The organism is Flavobacterium hercynium (assembly GCF_002217285.1).
Lineage (GTDB): Bacteria > Bacteroidota > Bacteroidia > Flavobacteriales > Flavobacteriaceae > Flavobacterium > Flavobacterium hercynium.
In genome coordinates this window covers 64,684-84,396 of sequence record NZ_MUGW01000032.1, presented here as the reverse complement: position 1 = coordinate 84,396, position 19,713 = coordinate 64,684, and the positions used below count along the sequence as shown (strand labels likewise).

At 34.6% G+C, this 19,713-nt stretch carries 16 protein-coding genes; 1 reads left to right on the top strand and 15 read right to left on the bottom strand.

The window, feature by feature from the left end:
• Positions 1 to 55: 55 nt before the first annotated feature.
• The 6 genes from ilvC to B0A66_RS15540 all read right to left on the bottom strand — a co-directional run bounded on the left by ilvC (position 56) and on the right by B0A66_RS15540 (position 8,306).
• Positions 56 to 1,525 (bottom strand): ketol-acid reductoisomerase, encoded by a 1,470-nt coding sequence (gene ilvC / locus B0A66_RS15565; protein ID WP_089050776.1) that lies wholly within the window; start codon positions 1,523 to 1,525, stop codon positions 56 to 58.
• A gap of 64 nt (positions 1,526 to 1,589) precedes the next feature.
• Positions 1,590 to 2,111, bottom strand: a complete 522-nt coding sequence (ilvN, locus tag B0A66_RS15560; protein WP_089050775.1) for an acetolactate synthase small subunit — start codon at positions 2,109 to 2,111, stop codon at positions 1,590 to 1,592.
• A 92-nt stretch (positions 2,112 to 2,203) separates the two neighbouring features.
• Positions 2,204 to 3,901, bottom strand: a complete 1,698-nt coding sequence (gene ilvB / locus B0A66_RS15555) for a biosynthetic-type acetolactate synthase large subunit (protein ID WP_089050774.1) — start codon at positions 3,899 to 3,901, stop codon at positions 2,204 to 2,206.
• Positions 3,902 to 4,025: 124 nt separating this feature from the next.
• Positions 4,026 to 5,699 (bottom strand): dihydroxy-acid dehydratase, encoded by a 1,674-nt coding sequence (ilvD, locus tag B0A66_RS15550; protein WP_089050773.1) that lies wholly within the window; start codon positions 5,697 to 5,699, stop codon positions 4,026 to 4,028.
• A 267-nt stretch (positions 5,700 to 5,966) separates the two neighbouring features.
• Positions 5,967 to 7,085 carry a 3-isopropylmalate dehydrogenase gene (leuB, locus tag B0A66_RS15545; RefSeq protein ID WP_089050772.1) on the bottom strand — a complete coding sequence of 373 codons (1,119 nt, stop codon included), beginning with the start codon at positions 7,083 to 7,085 and terminating at the stop codon, positions 5,967 to 5,969.
• 45 nt (positions 7,086 to 7,130) lie between these two features.
• On the bottom strand, positions 7,131 to 8,306 hold the full coding sequence (locus B0A66_RS15540; RefSeq protein WP_089050771.1) for a 2-isopropylmalate synthase: 1,176 nt from the start codon (positions 8,304 to 8,306) through the stop codon (positions 7,131 to 7,133).
• Positions 8,307 to 8,461: 155 nt separating this feature from the next.
• On the opposite strand from B0A66_RS15540, the gene B0A66_RS15535 reads away from it, so the two are divergent.
• On the top strand, positions 8,462 to 10,006 hold the full coding sequence (locus B0A66_RS15535) for a hypothetical protein (RefSeq protein WP_089050770.1): 1,545 nt from the start codon (positions 8,462 to 8,464) through the stop codon (positions 10,004 to 10,006).
• A 52-nt stretch (positions 10,007 to 10,058) separates the two neighbouring features.
• Here B0A66_RS15535 and B0A66_RS15530 read toward each other — a convergent pair whose 3' ends face one another.
• From B0A66_RS15530 to hisC, 9 genes are all read right to left on the bottom strand, one after another.
• Positions 10,059 to 11,714 (bottom strand): M1 family metallopeptidase, encoded by a 1,656-nt coding sequence (locus B0A66_RS15530; RefSeq protein ID WP_089050769.1) that lies wholly within the window; start codon positions 11,712 to 11,714, stop codon positions 10,059 to 10,061.
• A gap of 173 nt (positions 11,715 to 11,887) precedes the next feature.
• A complete protein-coding gene (locus B0A66_RS15525; protein ID WP_089050768.1) occupies positions 11,888 to 13,540 on the bottom strand; it encodes a M1 family metallopeptidase in 1,653 nt (550 codons plus the stop codon).
• A gap of 89 nt (positions 13,541 to 13,629) precedes the next feature.
• Positions 13,630 to 14,229 carry a bifunctional phosphoribosyl-AMP cyclohydrolase/phosphoribosyl-ATP diphosphatase HisIE gene (gene hisIE, locus B0A66_RS15520; RefSeq protein WP_317044364.1) on the bottom strand — a complete coding sequence of 200 codons (600 nt, stop codon included), beginning with the start codon at positions 14,227 to 14,229 and terminating at the stop codon, positions 13,630 to 13,632.
• A gap of 63 nt (positions 14,230 to 14,292) precedes the next feature.
• Positions 14,293 to 15,048: an imidazole glycerol phosphate synthase subunit HisF gene (gene hisF, locus B0A66_RS15515; protein ID WP_089050766.1), complete on the bottom strand. Its 756-nt coding sequence runs from the start codon at positions 15,046 to 15,048 to the stop codon at positions 14,293 to 14,295.
• A gap of 67 nt (positions 15,049 to 15,115) precedes the next feature.
• Entirely contained in the window at positions 15,116 to 15,841 is a 726-nt protein-coding gene (gene hisA / locus B0A66_RS15510) for a 1-(5-phosphoribosyl)-5-[(5-phosphoribosylamino)methylideneamino]imidazole-4-carboxamide isomerase (RefSeq protein ID WP_089050765.1), read from the bottom strand.
• A 74-nt stretch (positions 15,842 to 15,915) separates the two neighbouring features.
• A complete protein-coding gene (gene hisH, locus B0A66_RS15505) occupies positions 15,916 to 16,575 on the bottom strand; it encodes an imidazole glycerol phosphate synthase subunit HisH (protein ID WP_089050764.1) in 660 nt (219 codons plus the stop codon).
• A 47-nt stretch (positions 16,576 to 16,622) separates the two neighbouring features.
• Positions 16,623 to 17,759 (bottom strand): bifunctional histidinol-phosphatase/imidazoleglycerol-phosphate dehydratase HisB, encoded by a 1,137-nt coding sequence (hisB, locus tag B0A66_RS15500; protein WP_089050763.1) that lies wholly within the window; start codon positions 17,757 to 17,759, stop codon positions 16,623 to 16,625.
• Positions 17,760 to 17,929: 170 nt separating this feature from the next.
• The gene (locus B0A66_RS15495; protein WP_123868248.1) at positions 17,930 to 18,535 is read right to left on the bottom strand and encodes a suppressor of fused domain protein; all 606 of its coding nucleotides are present in this window, start codon (positions 18,533 to 18,535) and stop codon (positions 17,930 to 17,932) included.
• Positions 18,536 to 18,609: 74 nt separating this feature from the next.
• The gene (hisC, locus tag B0A66_RS15490) at positions 18,610 to 19,659 is read right to left on the bottom strand and encodes a histidinol-phosphate transaminase (protein WP_089050762.1); all 1,050 of its coding nucleotides are present in this window, start codon (positions 19,657 to 19,659) and stop codon (positions 18,610 to 18,612) included.
• Positions 19,660 to 19,713 lie beyond the last annotated feature (54 nt).

The following is a 19,713-nucleotide window of genomic DNA, read 5'->3' as shown; positions in this document are numbered from 1 at the left end:
TTAGAGATACAGTGCAAATCCCATCACAGTCGAATGTGTGGTAATTCCCAATTTATTATCCTATCTTTTTCATTGCTGTCATTGATTCTCTCAACCACGCTCCTACTTCTTCAATAGGATGTTGACGAATTTCTTTGTTAACGGCAATCAGTACTGCATTATCAACACCGTTTGAAGTTGAGAATGGTTTTCCGATGATATTAGTTTCTACCTTTTTCATGAATTCTGTTAACAATGGCTTACAAGCATGATCGAATAAGTAGCAACCATATTCAGCTGTATCAGAAATAACACGGTTCATTTCAAATAATTTTTTTCTTGCAATTGTATTAGCAATCAATGGTAATTCGTGTAATGACTCATAATAAGCAGATTCTTCAATAATTCCTGCTTCTGTCATAGTTTCAAAAGCTAGCTCAACACCTGCTTTTACCATTGCAATCATTAAAACTCCGTTATCAAAATACTCTTGCTCAGAAATTGGAGCTTCTTGTGGTGCTGTTTTTTCGAAATTTGTTTCTCCTGTTGCAGCTCTCCATTTCAATAAATTAACATCATCATTAGCCCAGTCAATCATCATTGTTCTTGAGAATTCTCCAGAAATGATATCGTCTTGGTGCTTTTGAAACAACGGACGCATAATATCTTTTAGTTCGTCTGCTAATTCATAAGCTTCAATTTTTGCAGGATTCGATAAACGATCCATCATATTGGTGATTCCACCATGTTTTAAAGCTTCAGTAATAGTTTCCCAACCATATTGAATTAATTTTGAAGCATAAGCAGCATCAATTCCTTTTTCTACCATTTTGTCGAAACATAAGATAGATCCTGTTTGCAATAATCCACAAAGAATAGTTTGCTCACCCATTAAATCTGATTTTACTTCAGCAACAAATGATGATTTCAAAACTCCTGCTTTATGTCCTCCTGTAGCCACAGCATACGCTTTTGCCTGATCTAAACCTAAATTGTTTGGATCATTTTCCGGGTGAACCGCGATAAGTGTTGGTACTCCAAATCCTCTTTTGTATTCTTCACGAACCTCAGAACCAGGACATTTAGGAGCACACATAATTACTGTAATATCTTTACGAATCTGCATTCCTTCTTCTACAATATTAAATCCGTGAGAATAAGCTAAAGTAGATCCGTTTTTCATTAATGGCATAATGGCAGTAACTACAGCAGTATGTTGTTTGTCTGGTGTTAAGTTACAAACTAAATCAGCAGTTGGAATCAACTCTTCGTATGTACCTACAGTGAAACCGTTTTCAGAAGCATTTTTAAATGAAGCTCTTTTTTCAGCAATCGCATCTGCACGCAATGCGTATGAAATATCTAAACCAGAATCTCTCATATTTAAACCCTGATTCAAACCTTGTGCACCACAACCTACAATGACAACTTTTTTTCCGGCTAATGCAGCAATTCCATCTGCAAATTCTGATTGCTCCATAAATTCGCAAACGCCTAATTGTTCTAATTGTAATCTAAGTGGTAATGTGTTGAAATAATTTGCCATTTTTTTTTAATATATTTAATGAATATGTAACTTAATAATTGATTGTTAGGTAATTAAAATGATATTATTGATATGATTCTAATAAAGCTGAAATCTCCATCTTTTCCTTAGAAACTGATATCCTTCCCGAACGTACAAATTGCATGATACCGTACGGTTTGAATTTATTGTATAAATCTTCTATTTCAGAACGTCTTCCCGATTTTGAAATCACGAAGAAATCGCGTGAAACGGTTACAATAGTTGACTGACTATCTTTTATGATGTTTTGAATTTGTTTTTCATCAAACAGTAAACTTGAAGCAATTTTAAACAACGCATTTTCTAAATAAATTGTCTCTTCATCTGTATGATAAAATGCCTTTATCACTTCGATTTGTTTTTCTATCTGACCTACAATATTCTTAACCCATTTTTCAGATGTATTGGCAACAATGATAAACCTAGATACATTCTCTATTTCTGATTCTGAAACGTTTAAACTTAATATATTAATGTGACGCTTTAAGAATATTCCTGATATTCTATTTAGCAATCCAACATTATTTTCTGAATATACCGATATGGTAAATGTTTTATCTTCCATTTTTTTTATAGTTTTATTTGTTTCAGGTTTCAGGTTTCAGGTTTCAGGTTTGAAAACTTGAAACATAAAAAACATGAAACTTGAAACTTTTTCTAGCTTAATCTAATTTCAGAAACACATGCTCCTGTTGGAATCATCGGAAAGACATTGTTTTCCTTTTCTACCATAATTTCCAGGAAGTACGAATCTTTTGAAGCCAGCATTTCAGCAACAGCATCGTCAAGATCTTCTCGCTTCACTACTTTTTTAGATTTGATGTAATATCCTTCTGCAATAGCAACAAAATTTGGATTAATCATATTGGTAGAAGCATATCTATTGTCAAAAAATAACTCTTGCCATTGACGTACCATTCCTAAAAACTCATTGTTCAGCACTACAATTTTCACAGGAACTTTCGTTTGGAAAATAGTACCCAATTCCTGAATGGTCATCTGAAATCCACCATCACCAATAATAGCAACAACTTCGCGATCCGGTCTTCCCATTTTAGCTCCAATTGCAGCCGGTAAAGCAAATCCCATTGTTCCTAAACCACCGGAAGTAATATTACTTTTGGTTGAATTAAATTTAGCATAACGACACGCAAACATTTGGTGTTGTCCAACATCTGAAACAATGATAGCATCACCTTTAGAATGTTTGTTGATCATTTCCATAGCCTCACCCATAGAAATCCCTTTGTTATTCGTTGGGTTTAACTCTTCGTTTATAACAGTTTCAACCTCTATTTTAAGTAATTCCTTAAATTCATTATACCAAGACTCATGTGATTTTTGATCAATCAGAGGCAATATTGCATTCAAAGCTTCTTTTACATCTCCTAAAATAGCAACTTCTGTTTTTACATTTTTATCAACTTCAGCAGGATCAATTTCAAAATGAATCACTTTTGCTTTTTTAGCATAAGTCTTTAAGTTTCCGGTAACGCGATCATCAAAACGCATTCCTAATGCGATAAGAACATCACATTCATTTGTTAGCATGTTTGGACCGTAATTTCCATGCATCCCTAACATACCAACATTCAAAGGATGATCTGTCGGTAAAGCTGAAAGTCCTAAAATAGTCCATCCTGCAGGAATCCCTGATTTTTCGATAAAAGCTTTTAACTGCTCTTCGGCTTGACCAAGAATAATTCCCTGACCAAAAACAATAAATGGTTTTTTTGCCTGGTTGATTATTGCAGCTGCTTCTGCTACTTTATCTAATTTTAATTTTGGTACAGGAACATAACTTCTGATTCCTGTACATTTTTCATAACTAAATTCAAACTCATCAAATTGAGCATTTTTAGTAATATCAATTAACACAGGACCTGGACGACCAGATCGCGCGATATAAAAAGCTTTTGCAATAATTTCCGGTATTTCAGAAGCTTCTGTAACCTGATAATTCCACTTTGTTACAGGAGTAGAAATTCCAATAATATCTGTTTCTTGAAATGCATCAGAACCCAATAAATGTTTCCCTACCTGGCCTGTTATACAAACCATTGGTGTAGAATCGATTTGAGCATCTGCAATTCCGGTAACTAAATTTGTAGCTCCGGGCCCAGATGTTGCGATAGCAACTCCTACTTTTCCTGTAGCTCTTGCATATCCTTGAGCAGCATGCGTAGCGCCTTGTTCGTGACGTACTAAAACATGGTGCAATTGATCTTGAAATTTATATAATTCATCATAAACAGGCATAATGGCTCCACCAGGATATCCGTAAACTAAGTCTACACCTTCTGCTAATAAACATCTTATAACGGCTTCAGCGCCTGATATTTTTATTTTTCCCATTTGGTATTTTTTTTATCTCCTCAACCCTCTTATGACTGAGGGCTGTGAGATTGTATATTATTTGTTTTCAATAATCTATCAGTATAATTCGCTGAATTTGGATTGTTGAAATTGTAATTGACCGCTATTTATCGGTTACGCAACCTGTAGAAGCGCTAGAAACCGATCTTGCATATTTTAACAATACTCCTTTGTTAACTTTTAAAGGAGGTTGAACCCAACTCGCTTTTCGAGCCGCAAATTCTTCGTCAGATATTTTCAGATTGATTGTGTTTTTTACTGCATCGATAGCAATAAGATCGCCATCGTTGATCAGTGCAATTCCACCACCATCATAAGCCTCTGGTGTAATGTGACCTACCACAAAGCCATGTGAACCTCCAGAGAATCTACCATCCGTGATAAGAGCACAACTGCTTCCTAATCCAGCACCAATAATTGCAGATGTTGGTTTTAGCATTTCAGGCATTCCCGGACCACCTTTTGGTCCACAGTTCCTGATGACGACTACATCGCCTGGTTTTACTTTTCCGGCCTGAACACCCGGAATTACATCAAATTCTCCTTCAAAAACTACAGCAGGACCTTCAAAATATTCTCCTTCTTTTCCACTGATTTTTGCAACGCAACCTTCTGAAGCTATATTTCCATATAAAATCTGAATATTACCTGTTGGTTTTAATGCTTTTTGTATTTCGTGAATCACTTCTTGTCCGTCTTGTAAATCTGGAGTCGCAGCCAAATTTTCTGCAACTGTTTTACCTGTTACAGTTAAACAATCTCCATGAATCAATCCCACTTTTAATAGATATTTCATTAGAGATGGAATTCCTCCAACTGCATGAATATCTTCCATCATGTATTTACCACTTGGTTTCATATCTGCAAGAACCGGAGTTTTATCGCTTATCGCTTGAAAATCATCTAACGTAATTTCGATATCAACAGCATGAGCCATAGCAATTAAGTGCATTACTGCATTGGTAGAACCTCCTAAAACTGCTACGATTGTAATTGCATTTTCAAAAGCCTTACGAGTCATAATGTCTCTTGGTTTAATATCTTTTTCTAATAATAATTTGATTGCTTTTCCTGCATCAAGACATTCTTGTCTTTTTTCCTGGCTTAAAGCTGGATTTGAAGAACTATATGGCAAACTCATTCCTAATGCTTCGATTGCAGAAGACATTGTGTTTGCCGTATACATACCACCACAAGCACCAGCTCCCGGACATGCATTTTGAATTACACCTTTGTAATCTTCAGGAGTAATTTCATTTTTAAACTTTTTACCTAAAGCTTCAAAAGCAGAAACAATATTTAGAGATTCTCCTTTCCATTTTCCAGAGTGAATAGATCCTCCGTAAACCATAATTGACGGACGGTTCAATCTTCCCATAGCAATTAATGCTCCAGGCATATTTTTATCACAACCGGGAATTGCAATAATACTATCGTACCATTGTGCTCCTGCTACTGTTTCAATAGAATCTGCGATTACATCACGAGATACCAAAGAAAAACGCATTCCTTCTGTACCGTTAGAAATTCCGTCACTTACACCAATAGTATTAAAAATAAGTCCGACCAGATCTGCATCCCAAACACCTTTCTTTACATCTTTTGCTAAATCATTCAAGTGCATGTTACACGTGTTACCATCATACCCCATGCTCACAATCCCAACTTGTGCTTTTTTCAAGTCTTCTTCAGTTAAACCAATACCGTATAACATCGCTTGCGCTGCAGGTTGTGTTTGATCTTGAGTGATGGTTTTGCTGTACTTATTTAATTCCATTATGTATTATTTTTTTTTATTTTTTATCCAAAAAAAAACCTTCCAGTATGTGGAAGGTTTTTAAATATATTTTTCAATTATATTTATACCGTCCCCATTGCATATGTGTTAATCACATTGACAATAATGACAGAAGTAATAATAATTGAGATTTGCATTGCTTATTTTTTAGTGAAACAAAAGTATGAAAACTTGCAGGACTAAAAAAATAAAATCTCAATATTTCATACACTTCTTTTATTTAATTCATTTTTTTTAACAAAAACCCTAAACGATTGTTGACTGACCGATATGAACATTGTCATTATTAAAATACAACAGATCGTCTTTACTAAAGATAAAATTAGAAACAAACTCCCCTACTTCATTAGTACCAAATTTTGAATCTGCTTTTAAATCAACAGTAACAACTTCGTATTCGATTGCTTTTTCAACTCCTTTGTAAATTACACTTGCTTCTTCAAACAAACCGAAATGTTCCAACAACATCGCTGCTGATAAAATCGAAGCAATTGGGTTAGCAATATTTTTTCCTTTTGCCTGAGGATAAGAACCGTGAATTGGCTCAAACAAAGCATTTTTTTCTCCCAATGAAGCTGAAGCCAATAAACCTATTGATCCTGTAATAACACTTGCTTCATCTGATAAGATATCTCCAAACAAATTTTCTGTCAGGATAACATCGAATTGTTTTGGATTTAAAATCAGCTGCATGGCTGCGTTATCTACAAACAAAAAGTCTAAAGCCACGTCCGGATAATTCACGCTCACGTCCTTAACTACTTTTCTCCACAATCTTGAAGTTTCCAAAACATTTGCTTTGTCTACCATTGTTAGTTTTTTGCGTCGGTTTTGAGCCGATTTAAAAGCTAAATGTGCAATGCGTGTAATTTCTTCTTCTGAATATTCACATAAATCTGATGCATGTGTTCCTTCTTCGTTTAATGTTTTTTTACCGAAGTAAGCGCCACCTGTTAATTCTCTGAAAATAGTAAAATCAGCTCCGTCAATAATTTCTCTTTTTAAAGGAGAAGCGTCAATTAATGCTTTATAAGGTTTTATTGGTCGGATATTAGCAAACAAACCCAGTTCTTTACGAAGTTTCAGCAATCCTTGCTCAGGACGAACCTTTGCACTTGGATTGTTATCATATTTAGGATCTCCAATAGCTCCAAACAACACCGCATCTGTATTCAGACACAGGTTTAATGTTTGCTCTGGCAAAGGGTTTCCTGTTTTATCGATGGCGATCGCTCCCATGAGCGCCTCTTCAAAAACAAATTCATGATTGTACACTTCACCAATAGCGTATAATGCTTTTTTGGCTTGTAAAATTACTTCTGGTCCAATTCCGTCTCCTGGTAAAACTGCTATTTTCAAATTCATAACGTCTCGTTCTTTATGTATTTAAATATTTATTTATTTTTCTTATTAACTTCTTAGCAATTCACCTTCAATTTTCGAAGCTTCAATAATCTGATGAATATCAGCATCTACAACTTCTTTCTTAATATCTGCGAATTTTAAAAATTCTATGTAAACAATGTCTAATTGTACTTTTGTCAATTCGTAACCTACTTTTTTAGCACGGTATGCTAAAGCCGCTCTTCCGCTCCTTGCTGTCAAAATAATAGAAGATTCATTTACTCCCACATCCAGCGGATCCATGATTTCGTAAGTCGCTCTGTTTTTGATAACACCATCCTGATGAATTCCTGAACTGTGTGCAAAAGCATTTGCTCCTACGATAGCTTTATTAGGCTGAACAATCATTCCCATGCTTTCAGACACCAAACGGCTCATTTCATTTAATTCTCTTGTATTGATGTTGGTATCTAAGTTTAAGTAAGGATGTTGTTTGAAGATCATTACAACTTCTTCAAGGGCTGTATTACCCGCTCTCTCACCAATACCGTTAATAGTACATTCTATTTGTCTTGCACCGTTAATAGCACCTGCAATAGAATTGGCAGTCGCCATTCCTAAATCATTATGACAGTGGCAGGAAAGAATTACATTTTCAATACCTTTTACATTTTCTTTTAAGTATTTGATTTTTGCTCCGTATTCTTCCGGTAAGCAATAACCTGTAGTATCAGGAATATTTAATACTGTTGCTCCTGATTTTATAACTTCTTCACAAACTTTTGCAAGAAAAGCATTGTCTGTTCTACCGGCATCTTCTGCATAAAATTCTACATCTTCTACATACGATTTTGCATGTGCTACAGCATATTTTGCTCTTGCAATAATATCTTCTCTTGTGGTGTTTAATTTATGGAGTATATGAGATTCTGAAGTTCCGATTCCTGTATGGATTCTTGGTCTTTTAGCATGTTTTAGGGCAGCTGCTGCAACATCGATATCATTTTTTACAGCTCTTGTTAGTCCGCAGACCGTTGCATTTTCAACTATTTTACAAATCTCAGAGACCGATAAAAAATCGCCCGGACTTGACACAGGAAAACCTGCTTCGATGATATCAACTCCCATTTTATCAAGCCTTTCTGCGATAACTAATTTTTGCTTAGTATCTAACTTACAACCTGGAACTTGTTCACCATCGCGCAAAGTGGTGTCAAAAATTTGAACTTTCTCTCTATTCATATTCATTTATTTAATGTAATTTCACATCTTGATAACAAATATATATTGTACTTCTTCATCAGGAAATTCATTTTAATGAAATTATACTGTTCATAAAACAATTTATAGCTTATTAAACAATTAAAAACCAATAAGTTACATTATTATATTTTACAATGGCTAACCATCAAAAAGATTTCTTATTTGTATTAATTAAATCACTTTCTAAATCTGAAAAAAGACAGTTTAAGATTTTTGCAAGCCGTTTAGAGACAAGTTCAAATACTAAATTCATCGAGTTGTTCAATATTTTAGATAAATCTGAAACGTATGATGAAAAACTTATCCTTAAGAACGGCATCATAAAAAAAATACAGCTATCTAACTTAAAATCATACTTATACAAACAAATTCTGGTAAGTATCAGATTAAACATTCCAAGTCAGAACATACGGTATCAACTGCGTGAACAGATTGATTTTGCCGGAATTCTATACAATAAAGGACTTTATAAACAGAGTTTAAAAATTCTGGACAAGACCAAAATGATTGCGCTGGAGAATGATGAAAAATATATGGCGTATGAAATTGTAGAATTCGAAAAACTAATAGAATCACAATATATTACGCGAAGTATTCAGGGACGTGCCGATGAATTGGTTATTCAGGCAAAAGAATTGAATTATCGTAACACCATATCAAGTAAATTATCGAATTTATCGCTACAGCTTTACGGCATCATGCTAAAAACAGGTTATGTAAAAAATGATGATGAATACAAATACATCGACGATTATTTCAACAAACACATAGCTAAATTAGACGAAAGCAAATTTGGTTTCCGCGAAAAGTATTGGTTTTACAATGCTAATTTGTGGCGCAGCTTTCTTGTGCAGGATTTTTTAGCAAGTTATAAGTATGCCTATAAATGGGTTACCTTGTTTTATAACAATCCCAACATGATTTACCAGAATCCTGTGTTTTTCTTAAAGGGCAATCATTATTTTTTAGAGTCGCTTTATATGTTGAAGTATAAATCAAACTTTAAAAAATACCTTACGCTTTTAGAGAATACTATTGAAGATGAAAAATTTCCGGTAAACGATAATATTGCCTCTCTATCATTTCTGTACGTTTACAACAATAAATTGAACTTACATGTACTTGAAGGTACTTTTGCAGAAAGCGAACATTTAATTCCCGAAATTCTGGATAAAATCAGGCTTCATAGTGAACATCTTGACGAACATCACGAAATGTTGTTTTATTATAAGATTGCTTCTATTTATTTTGGAAATGAAAAGTACACCGAATGTATTCAGTATCTGGACAAGATCATTCACAACAAGAATCTGACTATGAGAGAAGATTTAATGTGTTTTGCAAGACTTTTGTCTTTAATAGCACATTATGAATTAGGAAAGGATTATTACTTAGAAAACCATCTTAAAAACACGTATAAGTTCCTGATTAAAATGAATGATTTACATGAAGTTCAAAAGGAAATTATTAAATTTTTAAGAAACTTAAACAACCTATATCCTGCAGACATCAAAAAGGAATTTATAAAAATGCGTTTGCGTTTTATTGAATTAGAGAAAATTCCATACGAAAAAAGAGCCTTTTTATATCTGGATATTATTTCCTGGCTTGAAAGTAAAATTGAGAACAAAAAAATCTCAGACATTATAAAAGAAAAAGCAAAACACAACAATCGCTAAAAACAAAAAGGCTTCCAAAATTGGAAGCCTTTTTTATGATTTGTTTTTATGCTTATTCTGTAATATTAAAAGACGCTACATAAAAATCCTTATCAACCTCTAAAGTCGGTTTTTCTGAAGTTATTTTATCAACTTTCCATGTTCCGGTTGGTTTTAACAGAACATCAGCTCCGTTTAATTTTACTTTAACCGGCATATCAAATTTAGGTACTGCATTTGTCCATCTGTAACCTACATATCCATCTTTAAAATAATATTCCAGAGTTGGAATTTTACTTGTTCTCAAATATTGATCAAAAACTTTAGAAAGATCGATTCCAACCTGAGCGCTCATGTAATCCTCTATTTGCTTTGTCGTAACCGTTTGATGATAAAAAGTACTGTTTAAACCTCTTAAAATCGATTTCCATTTTGCATCATCATTCAAAATCTGACGAATCGTATGCAACATGTTTGCTCCTTTTGGATACATATCACCAGACCCTTCACTGTTTACGTTGTACGTACCAATAATTGGTTTATCATTCTGAATACCTTTTCTACATCCTCTCACGTACTCTGCTCCTGCTTCTTTACCATAATGATACTCCAGAAAAAGGCTTTCTGAATAGTTCGTAAAACTTTCGTGAATCCACATGTCAGCAATGTCAACGTTTGTAATATTGTTTGCAAACCATTCGTGACCTGATTCGTGAATAATGATAAAATCAAATTTTAATCCCCAACCTGTTCCGCTTAAATCACGTCCTAAATACCCATTTTTATAACCATTACCATACGTAACGCTACTTTGGTGTTCCATTCCTAAATAAGGAGCTTCTACAAGCTTGTAACTATCTTCATAGAAAGGATAAGGTCCAAACCAGTTTTCAAGTGCTTTCAGCATTCTTGGCACATCTTTAAATTGTTCTTTAGCCAAAGCCAAATTATCTCTTAAAACATAATAATTACAATCTAAATCACCTTTTTCTCCTTTATACTTTTCAGAGAAATTAACATAATCACCAACATTAATGTTTACGCCGTAATTATTAATCGGATTGGAAACGTACCAGTTAAATGTTTTGGTACCGTCTTTTTGTTTCTTTACGCTTTGTAATCTTCCGTTAGAAACATCCGTTAAATGTCCCGGAACATTTACACTAATTAGCATGTTTTCCACTTCATCATACATGTGATCTTTATTTGGCCACCAAACACTTGCGCCTAAACCCTGGCAAGAAGAAGCAATAAAATCTTTTCCGTTTTTATCTTTTTTCCAAGTAATTCCGCCATCCCAAGGTGGTCTAACAGCTTCTTTTGGTTTTCCTCCAAAAGAAATAACAACTTCTTTGGTTTCTCCAACTTTTTGATCAGCTATCAACTCAATAAAGAAAGCATTCCCGTCTCTTTCAAACTTTAATTCCTTTCCATCCTGCGTTACTTTATAAATTTGCATTGGTTCCTGCAAATCGATCTGCATCTTATTGTATGCTGTTAAAACAGTATAACGAACTGTATTTGACCCCGTAATGGTTTTCTCAGCCGGATTTACTTTTACATCTAAATGATAGTATTTTAAATCCCACCAGGCTCTTTCTTTCGTAATGCTTCCACGTAAAGTGTCCTGATGTGTAAAAACTGTTTCAGACTTTTTAAGAAGTCCTTGCGCATTGGCAGTAAAACTAACCAAAAAGGCAACAAAAATGCCTCCAAAGTAATTTTTCATAATTTTAAGAATTTGGAAATAATAGCTACTAATTAAGCTTAATCTGAAGCAAAAGTAAACAATCAGATTATTTTTTCTGAAATTTTATGATAACAATGCAATAAAAGAAGCCCAATACACTTCATCGCATTTGCTTTGAGCGTATTGGGCTACATTTCTAATTATTTTAATTCTTAATCTGTAATATTAAATGGTATTACATAAAAATTATTATCTACCACAAGTGAAGGTTTTTCACCGCTGGCATCCAGCATTTGCCAATCTCTCGTAGGTTTCAACCAGGTTTCGACTCCATTTAAAGTTACTTTTAACGGCATCGTAAAGTTTTCATTGCAATTCATCCAGTTATAAACCAATTTTTGATTTCTAAAATAATACTCAAAAGTTGGAATTTGAGGCGTTCTTAAATACTGATTAAAAATAGCGCTTAAGTCTATACCGGATTGCGCACTCATATAATACTCAATTTGCTTTGTGGTAACTGTTTGATGGTAAAAAGTACTGTTCAATCCTCTCAAAATAGATTTCCATTTAGCATCATCATTGATAATCTGGCGGATCGTATGCAGCATATTAGCTCCTTTTGGATACATATCTCCTGATCCTTCTTTATTCACATCATAACTTCCGATAATTTGTTTATCGTTAGAAATCATTTTTCGCAATCCTCTCACATACTGAGCTCCCGCTTCTTTACCGTAGTAATATTCTACAAAAAGACTTTCAGAATAAGTTGTAAAGCTTTCATGAATCCACATGTCAGCAATATCTTTGTAGGTAATGTTATTTGCAAACCATTCGTGGCCAGATTCGTGGATAATAATATAATCAAATTTCAAACCCCAGCCCGTTCCGGAAAGATCATTGCCACGGTATCCCATTTTATAATCGTTCCCGTAAGTCACACTACTTTGGTGTTCCATTCCTAGATAAGGAGTTTCAACCAGTTTATAACTGTCCTCATAAAAAGGATAAGGTCCGAACCAATTTTCAAGTGCTTTTAACATTTTTGGAGCATCTTTAAAATGCTCTTGAGCCGTTTTTAAATTATCTCTCAAAACATAATAACTACAGTCTAAATCGCCTTTTTCACCTTTGTATTTTTCAGAGAAATTAACATAATCTCCAATGTTTATATTTACACCGTAATTATTTATCGGATTAGAAACATACCAATTAAAAGTCTTGGTTCCATCCTTTTGCTTCTTAACACTTTGCAGTCTTCCATTTGAAACATTAGTTAAATTTCCAGGTACGTTTACACTAATCAGCATATTCTCTACTTCATCGTACATGTGGTCTTTATTGGGCCACCAAATACTGGCACCTAAACCTTGACAAGACGAGGCAATAAAGTCGTTTCCGTTCTTGTCTTTTCTCCATGTAATTCCGCCATCCCAAGGTGGGTTAACTGCTTCTTTTGGTTTTCCTCCAAATGAGACAATAACTTCTTTCGTATCACCTACTTTTTGAGTTGCAGTTAATTCAATAAAGAAAGCGTTGCCGTCTCTTTCAAATTTCAATTCTTTTCCGTCCTGCGTTACTTTGTAAATTTGCATAGGTTCCTGCAAATCAATCTGCATTTTATTGTATTCTGATAAAACGGTATAACGAACCGTATTGGTTCCGGTAATGGTTTTCTCTGCCGGATTTACTTTTATATCCAGATGATAGGATTTTAGATTCCACCAGGCTCTTTCTTTGGTAATGCTTCCACGTAAAGAGTCCTGATGTGTAAAGATTTCTGACTTACTAAAAAGCCCTTGTGCCTGAGTGGTAATGGTAATAAAAAGAATAGCGCAAACCTGAAAGAACTGTTTTTTCATATAAAGTAGTTATTGAATTTAATTACCCTATTTCTTGCTGCTATAATCTTTTATCTCTAAATAAGCATAACAAAAAATAACTTTAAGCATTATTTCTGGCGCTGCTTTAAAACAGCTACTACATCATCTAACTGAAAACCTTTTGCCTGAAGCAAAATTAAATAATGAAATAACAAATCAGCACTTTCACTCAAAAATAATTCGTCGTTATCGTCTTTTGCTTCTATAACTACTTCTACAGCTTCCTCACCTACTTTTTGAGCAATCTTGTTTATTCCTTTTTCGAATAGCGAAGCCACATAACTCTTCTCTGAATCAGCATTTTCTCTCCTTTTTTTAATGGTGTCTTCAAGGTTTGAAATAAAACCATAATTAGCTTTATTTTCTTCCTGCCAACATGTATCCTTGCCTGTGTGACAAGTTGGCCCTGCAGGTTTTACCCGAATTAACAAAGTATCGCCATCACAGTCATTTTTTATATCGACAAGATTCAGAAAATTTCCACTTTCTTCACCTTTAGTCCAGAGTCTTTGCTTTGAGCGGCTAAAAAAAGTAACTTTTTGTGTTTCAATTGTTTTTCTCAGTGATTCCATATTCATATATCCCAGCATCAGAACATTTTTTGTTTCTGAATCCTGAATAATTGCTGGTATTAAGTCGTCTGTATTTTTTATATTTACTTCCATTATTATTTTAGATTTCTGAGTTTAGATTTTAGATTGCTTCACTCATTATTATTTTATTCTTAGAATTTAAATCCTTACTTCTATAGTATTGTTTCTTAATTCTTCTTTCAATGTTTTGATTTCGATTTCTTTAAAGTGAAAAACACTTGCTGCTAGTGCTGCATCAGCTTTTCCTTCTTTAAATGCATCAACAAAATGCTGAATGTTTCCTGCACCTCCTGAAGCAATAATCGGGACATTTATCAAGGTAGACAACTTTGCCAAAGCTTCGTTTGCAAAACCATTTTTTGTTCCGTCGTTATCCATCGAGGTAAATAATATTTCTCCGGCTCCGCGTTGCGCCACTTCAACCGCCCAATCAAATAAGTTTAATTCCGTCGGCACTTTGCCGCCAACTAAATGTACGATCCATTGTCCGTCGATTTGTTTAGCATCTATTGCAACTACAACACATTGACTGCCAAATTTCTGAGCCAGATCATTTATTAATTGAGGATTTTTTACTGCTGATGAGTTTATCGAAACCTTATCTGCCCCATTGTTCAGTAAAATTTCAACATCTTCTACCGATGAAATTCCACCACCAACTGTAAACGGAATATTAATCTTTTCCGCCACACTTCGCACCATATTGACTAATGTTTTCCTGCGTTCTTCCGTTGCCGAAATATCCAGAAAAACCAACTCATCTGCTCCTTCAGCCGAATAAATTGCTGCTAATTCCACAGGATCACCTGCATCCCGTAAATCTACAAAATTAACACCTTTTACAGTTCTTCCGTTTTTTATATCCAAACAAGGAATAATTCTTTTTGCTAACATTTCTTTTCTTTTTGTTACTTGTAAAAAGTGAGATGTAAAATGGTTTTAACGTTTAACATCTCACTTTTTACATTTTACCAATAATATAATTCTCCAATTGTTTCAAGGTAATTCTTCCTTCATAAATTGCTTTTCCAATAATGGTTCCTTCGCAGCCCAGTTCAGCTAATTTTGGTAATTCATCAAAAGTCGAAATTCCTCCTGAAGCAATCAGCTTGACATCACATTGCTCCAAAATTTTAGCGTACAAATCAAAACTTGGCCCTTCTAACATACCATCTTTTGCAATATCAGTACAAATAACATACTGAATCCCTTTGCTTTGATATTGCTGAATAAACGGAATCAAATCTTCATCAGACTCTTCTAACCAGCCCGAAACTGCTATTTTCTCGTCTTTAGCGTCAGCACCCAGAATAATTTTATCAGAACCATATTCAGCAATCCATTTTTCAAAAATTGCTCTGTTTTTTACAGCGATACTTCCGCCTGTTATTTGTTTAGCACCGCTTTCAAAGGCAATTTTCAAATCTTCATCTGATTTCAAACCACCGCCAAAATCAATTTGCAAACTTGTTTGCGAGGCAATTTGCTCCACAATTTTGTAGTTTACAATCTTACTTGATTTCGCACCATCTAAATCTACCAAATGCAGGTATTCAATTCCGTGCGCCTCAAATGATTTCGCCACTTCAAGCGGATTTTCATTGTAAATTATCTTTGTATCGTAATCACCCTTAGATAATCGGACACACTTTCCATCGATAATATCTATTGCTGGTATTATTCTCATGTTCAAGCCCCCTAACCCCCAAAGGGGGAATTCCTATTAGAGGTAAATAGGATTTAAATTAATCTGTTTTTTTTCTATCCTTTGGTTCCCCCTTTGGGGGCTAGGGGGCTTTTCAAAAAATTCCCTAAAATCTTCTCCCCAACCGCACCGCTTTTTTCCGGATGAAATTGAGTTCCGTAAAAATTATTTTTCTGTAATGCTGATGCATATTCTACTTCGTAATTTGTCGTAGCAATGGCTTCTGCGCAATATGGAGCATAAAAACTGTGAACCAAATACATGAACTCCTTTTCAGCGATTCCGTTGAACAAATCCGATTTTAAATTATAAATTTGATTCCAGCCCATCTGCGGTACCTTAACCTTTGACGTAAATTTAACTACATCAACATCAAAAATACCCAAACCTTTTGTATTTCCTTCTTCGCTTGAATTACACATCAATTGCATACCCAGACAAATTCCTAAAACTGGCTGTTTCAAAGTCGGAATCAATCCGTCCAAGCCACTTTCTTTTAGTTTATTCATTGCTGAACTTGCTTCCCCAACACCCGGGAAAATCACCTTATCTGCAAGCCTGATTTCTTCAGGATCATTGCTCAAAACTGCCTTAAAGCCAAGCCTTTCAATAGCAAACATGATGCTCTGAATATTCCCTGCTCCGTAATTTATGATAACAAGCCCCCCAGCCCCCGAAGGGGGAGTCGATTCAGATTGTGTTTCTTTTATATTCATATATTCTAATAAAATAATTAATAATTCCCCCTTCGGGGGTTAGGGGGCTATAACATTCCTTTCGTCGAAGGCAAAATCATTTTCTCCGTATCTCTTTTTACAGCTACTTTTATGGCTTTAGCAAACGCTTTAAAAATAGCTTCGATTTTATGGTGCTCGTTAGTTCCTTCTGCTTTGATGTTTATGTTGGCTTTTGCTCCGTCAGAAAACGATTTAAAAAAGTGATAAAACATTTCTGTCGGCATCTTCCCAACCATTTCACGTTTAAATTCAGCTTCCCAAACCAACCAATTTCTTCCTCCAAAGTCAATGGCAACCTGCGCTAAACAATCATCCATTGGCAGGCAGAACCCGTAGCGTTCAATACCTAATTTATTACCCAAAGCCTTAGCAAAAACTTCACCCAAAGCAATTGCAGTATCTTCAATCGTGTGATGCTCATCTACCTCTAAATCGCCTTTTACAAGCACTTCCAGATCCATTTGACCGTGACGTGCAATTTGATCCAGCATGTGATCAAAAAAAGCAATTCCGGTTTCAATTTTACTTTTACCCGTTCCGTCCAGATTCAGATCAATAAAAATATCCGTTTCATTCGTTTTACGTGTAATCGATGCAGATCGCGCTTCCAGTTTCAAAAACTCATAAATCCTTTTCCAATCCGTTGTTTGCAAAATTATCGTGTCGTCCAGTTCTTCACGCTTAGACGAAATCTCATTGCTTCCAATTCCGTCAGTCATATTCATAAAAATCGCTTTTGCACCCAGATTTTTAGCCAATTCAACATCCGTTAAACGATCACCTAATACAAATGAATTTGCCAAATCATATTCAGCATTATCAATATACTTAGTCAACATTCCCGTTCTCGGCTTACGCGTTGGTGCATTATCCTCAGGAAATGATCTGTCGACAAAAATTTCATCAAACAAAACACCTTCATTTTCAAAGGCTTTCAATATAAAGTTTTGTGTTGGCCAAAACGTATCTTCCGGAAAACTATCCGTTCCTAATCCGTCCTGATTGGTAACCATCGCTAATTCGTAATCTAATTCATTGGCAATTTTCGCCAGATATTGAAAAGATTGCGGATAAAATTCTAATTTTTCCAAACTATCTAATTGATAATTTTCCGGTTCTAAAACAATCGTTCCATCACGATCGATAAAAAGTACTTTTTTCATATTTTAATTATATTTTGGGCGTGCCCCGCTGAAAAACGCGGGTCGGGCTTTCGGCTTTATCTTTTGCTCTGCTTCGCCCGCAAAAGGATACCGCCTCTATCCCTCACGCAAACCATAACGGGATATTTATAAATTCTAAATTTCTTTATTTCACTTAAAATGTCTTCTGATTATTCCTGATCCTTAATTCGTTCCCGATTAACAGCATAATTATCAAAATTGGGATGATGCCAAAAATCCTTCAAACCAATCTTTTCGATCACCTCGATTTCACTCGAATAAATTGGATAGAATCCTGCGATATTAATTTTATAATCTAATCCAATATCAATATTCAAATAATCATCCCGATCAAGCGTACTTGGGGCAAATACAAAAAAGGCATCCATTTCTGAATCTTTACTAATTTGTTCTCGAAAATTAATCGTCTGTTCATATAAAAACGGACAATCACCACGAAGTTTTTCTGCAACAAAACCAATAACCTTTGCCCAGTTTTCATCTGTTGATTCCACCGAAATACAAAGTTCCTGTCTTCCTAATTTCCATTCAGGATGCTCAACTAATGAGAGACCGTACGTTATACCTGTAATAAAACCTTGTTCAGGAACATCTTTATACATCATAACACTCACGCCCTGCAATCCGTTTTCGTCTTTTTCTCCCATAATATATACGGGTTCCTGCTGAAAAATGTTATCCAAATGATTTAAATACATTTCAACAGGAGTTTCCTGAGCTCCTTTTTTATTTGATTTAAAATTAAAAATTCCCATTTATTCTGATTCAAATTATTGATGATTCTTTAGAAAAACCAAGATAATTAGTTATCCATTTTGTTTGTAACTTTTTATTTCAGTAACTTCAATTCTTTAATCAAAGTTGCATTTTCTTCTGGGATTCCAATCGTAAAACGAAGACAATTTTCGCATAATGGTTGTGTCGTTCTGTTGCGAATTACAATTCCTTTTGCTATTAATTCATCGTATCGTTTAGTAGCGTCGTCTACTTTAACCAATACAAAATTAGCTTCAGTTGGGTAAATTTTCTCTACAAAACTAACTTCAAGTAAAACTTTAAGTAATTCCTCTCTCTGCTCCACAATTGAAGCAATCTCTTGTTTAATTTTATCAGAATCTTTTAGACGTTCTATTGCTCTTTGCTGTGTCAGCTCATTTACATTATAAGGTGGTTTGATTTTGTTTAAAACTGAAATCACAGCTTCAGAAGCATAACAAACACCTAAACGGATCCCTGCTAAACCATACGCTTTAGAAAGTGTTTGCGTAATCACCAAATTTGGGTATGTATCTATTTCTGTCAGCCAGCTTTCTTTTTCAGAGAAATCAATATAAGCTTCATCGATCACGACTAAACCTTTAAAATTTTGAAGCAACTCGACTACGCTTTCATCTGAAAATGAATTTCCTGTCGGATTGTTTGGCGAACATAAAAAGATAATTTTTGTATTCTCATTAACAGCATCTAAAATTTTCTCTACTTGTGGCTGAAAATCTGTAGAAAGCAATACTTCTCTGTTTTCTACAGCATTAATATTTGCTAAAACACCATACATTCCATAAGTAGGCGGCAACGAAATAATATTATCCACTTTAGGTTCGCAAAAAGCTCTGAAAAGCAAGTCTAAAACTTCATCGCTTCCATTTCCAAGCAAAATCTGGCTGCTTTTTACCATATTGTTTTTAGCTAAAATAGCTTTAACAGCATTCTGTTGAGGATCCGGATAACGATTTACCCCATTCTGAAACGGATTTTCGTTAGCATCCAAAAAAATCATTTGTGCAGTATCAAAATCTTCAAACTCATCTCTTGCAGACGAATAAGGTTTTAATGTTTTTACGTTTTCACGTGTTATTGTGTTTATATCAAAAGTGCTCATTGTTTTATTTTTATGAATAAAGTAAAGAGAAAATAAGAAAGAGGAAAGACTCTC

Coding starts and splice junctions, on each gene's coding strand:
- ilvC (WP_089050776.1), bottom strand. CDS start 1,525: ATGGCAAATTATTTCAACACATTACCACTTAGATTACAATTAGAACAA.
- ilvN (WP_089050775.1), bottom strand. CDS start 2,111: ATGGAAGATAAAACATTTACCATATCGGTATATTCAGAAAATAATGTT.
- ilvB (WP_089050774.1), bottom strand. CDS start 3,901: ATGGGAAAAATAAAAATATCAGGCGCTGAAGCCGTTATAAGATGTTTA.
- ilvD (WP_089050773.1), bottom strand. CDS start 5,699: ATGGAATTAAATAAGTACAGCAAAACCATCACTCAAGATCAAACACAA.
- leuB (WP_089050772.1), bottom strand. CDS start 7,085: ATGAATTTGAAAATAGCAGTTTTACCAGGAGACGGAATTGGACCAGAA.
- B0A66_RS15540 (WP_089050771.1), bottom strand. CDS start 8,306: ATGAATAGAGAGAAAGTTCAAATTTTTGACACCACTTTGCGCGATGGT.
- B0A66_RS15535 (WP_089050770.1), top strand. CDS start 8,462: ATGGCTAACCATCAAAAAGATTTCTTATTTGTATTAATTAAATCACTT.
- B0A66_RS15530 (WP_089050769.1), bottom strand. CDS start 11,714: ATGAAAAATTACTTTGGAGGCATTTTTGTTGCCTTTTTGGTTAGTTTT.
- B0A66_RS15525 (WP_089050768.1), bottom strand. CDS start 13,540: ATGAAAAAACAGTTCTTTCAGGTTTGCGCTATTCTTTTTATTACCATT.
- hisF (WP_089050766.1), bottom strand. CDS start 15,048: ATGTTAGCAAAAAGAATTATTCCTTGTTTGGATATAAAAAACGGAAGA.
- hisA (WP_089050765.1), bottom strand. CDS start 15,841: ATGAGAATAATACCAGCAATAGATATTATCGATGGAAAGTGTGTCCGA.
- hisH (WP_089050764.1), bottom strand. CDS start 16,575: ATGAATATAAAAGAAACACAATCTGAATCGACTCCCCCTTCGGGGGCT.
- hisB (WP_089050763.1), bottom strand. CDS start 17,759: ATGAAAAAAGTACTTTTTATCGATCGTGATGGAACGATTGTTTTAGAA.
- B0A66_RS15495 (WP_123868248.1), bottom strand. CDS start 18,535: ATGGGAATTTTTAATTTTAAATCAAATAAAAAAGGAGCTCAGGAAACT.
- hisC (WP_089050762.1), bottom strand. CDS start 19,659: ATGAGCACTTTTGATATAAACACAATAACACGTGAAAACGTAAAAACA.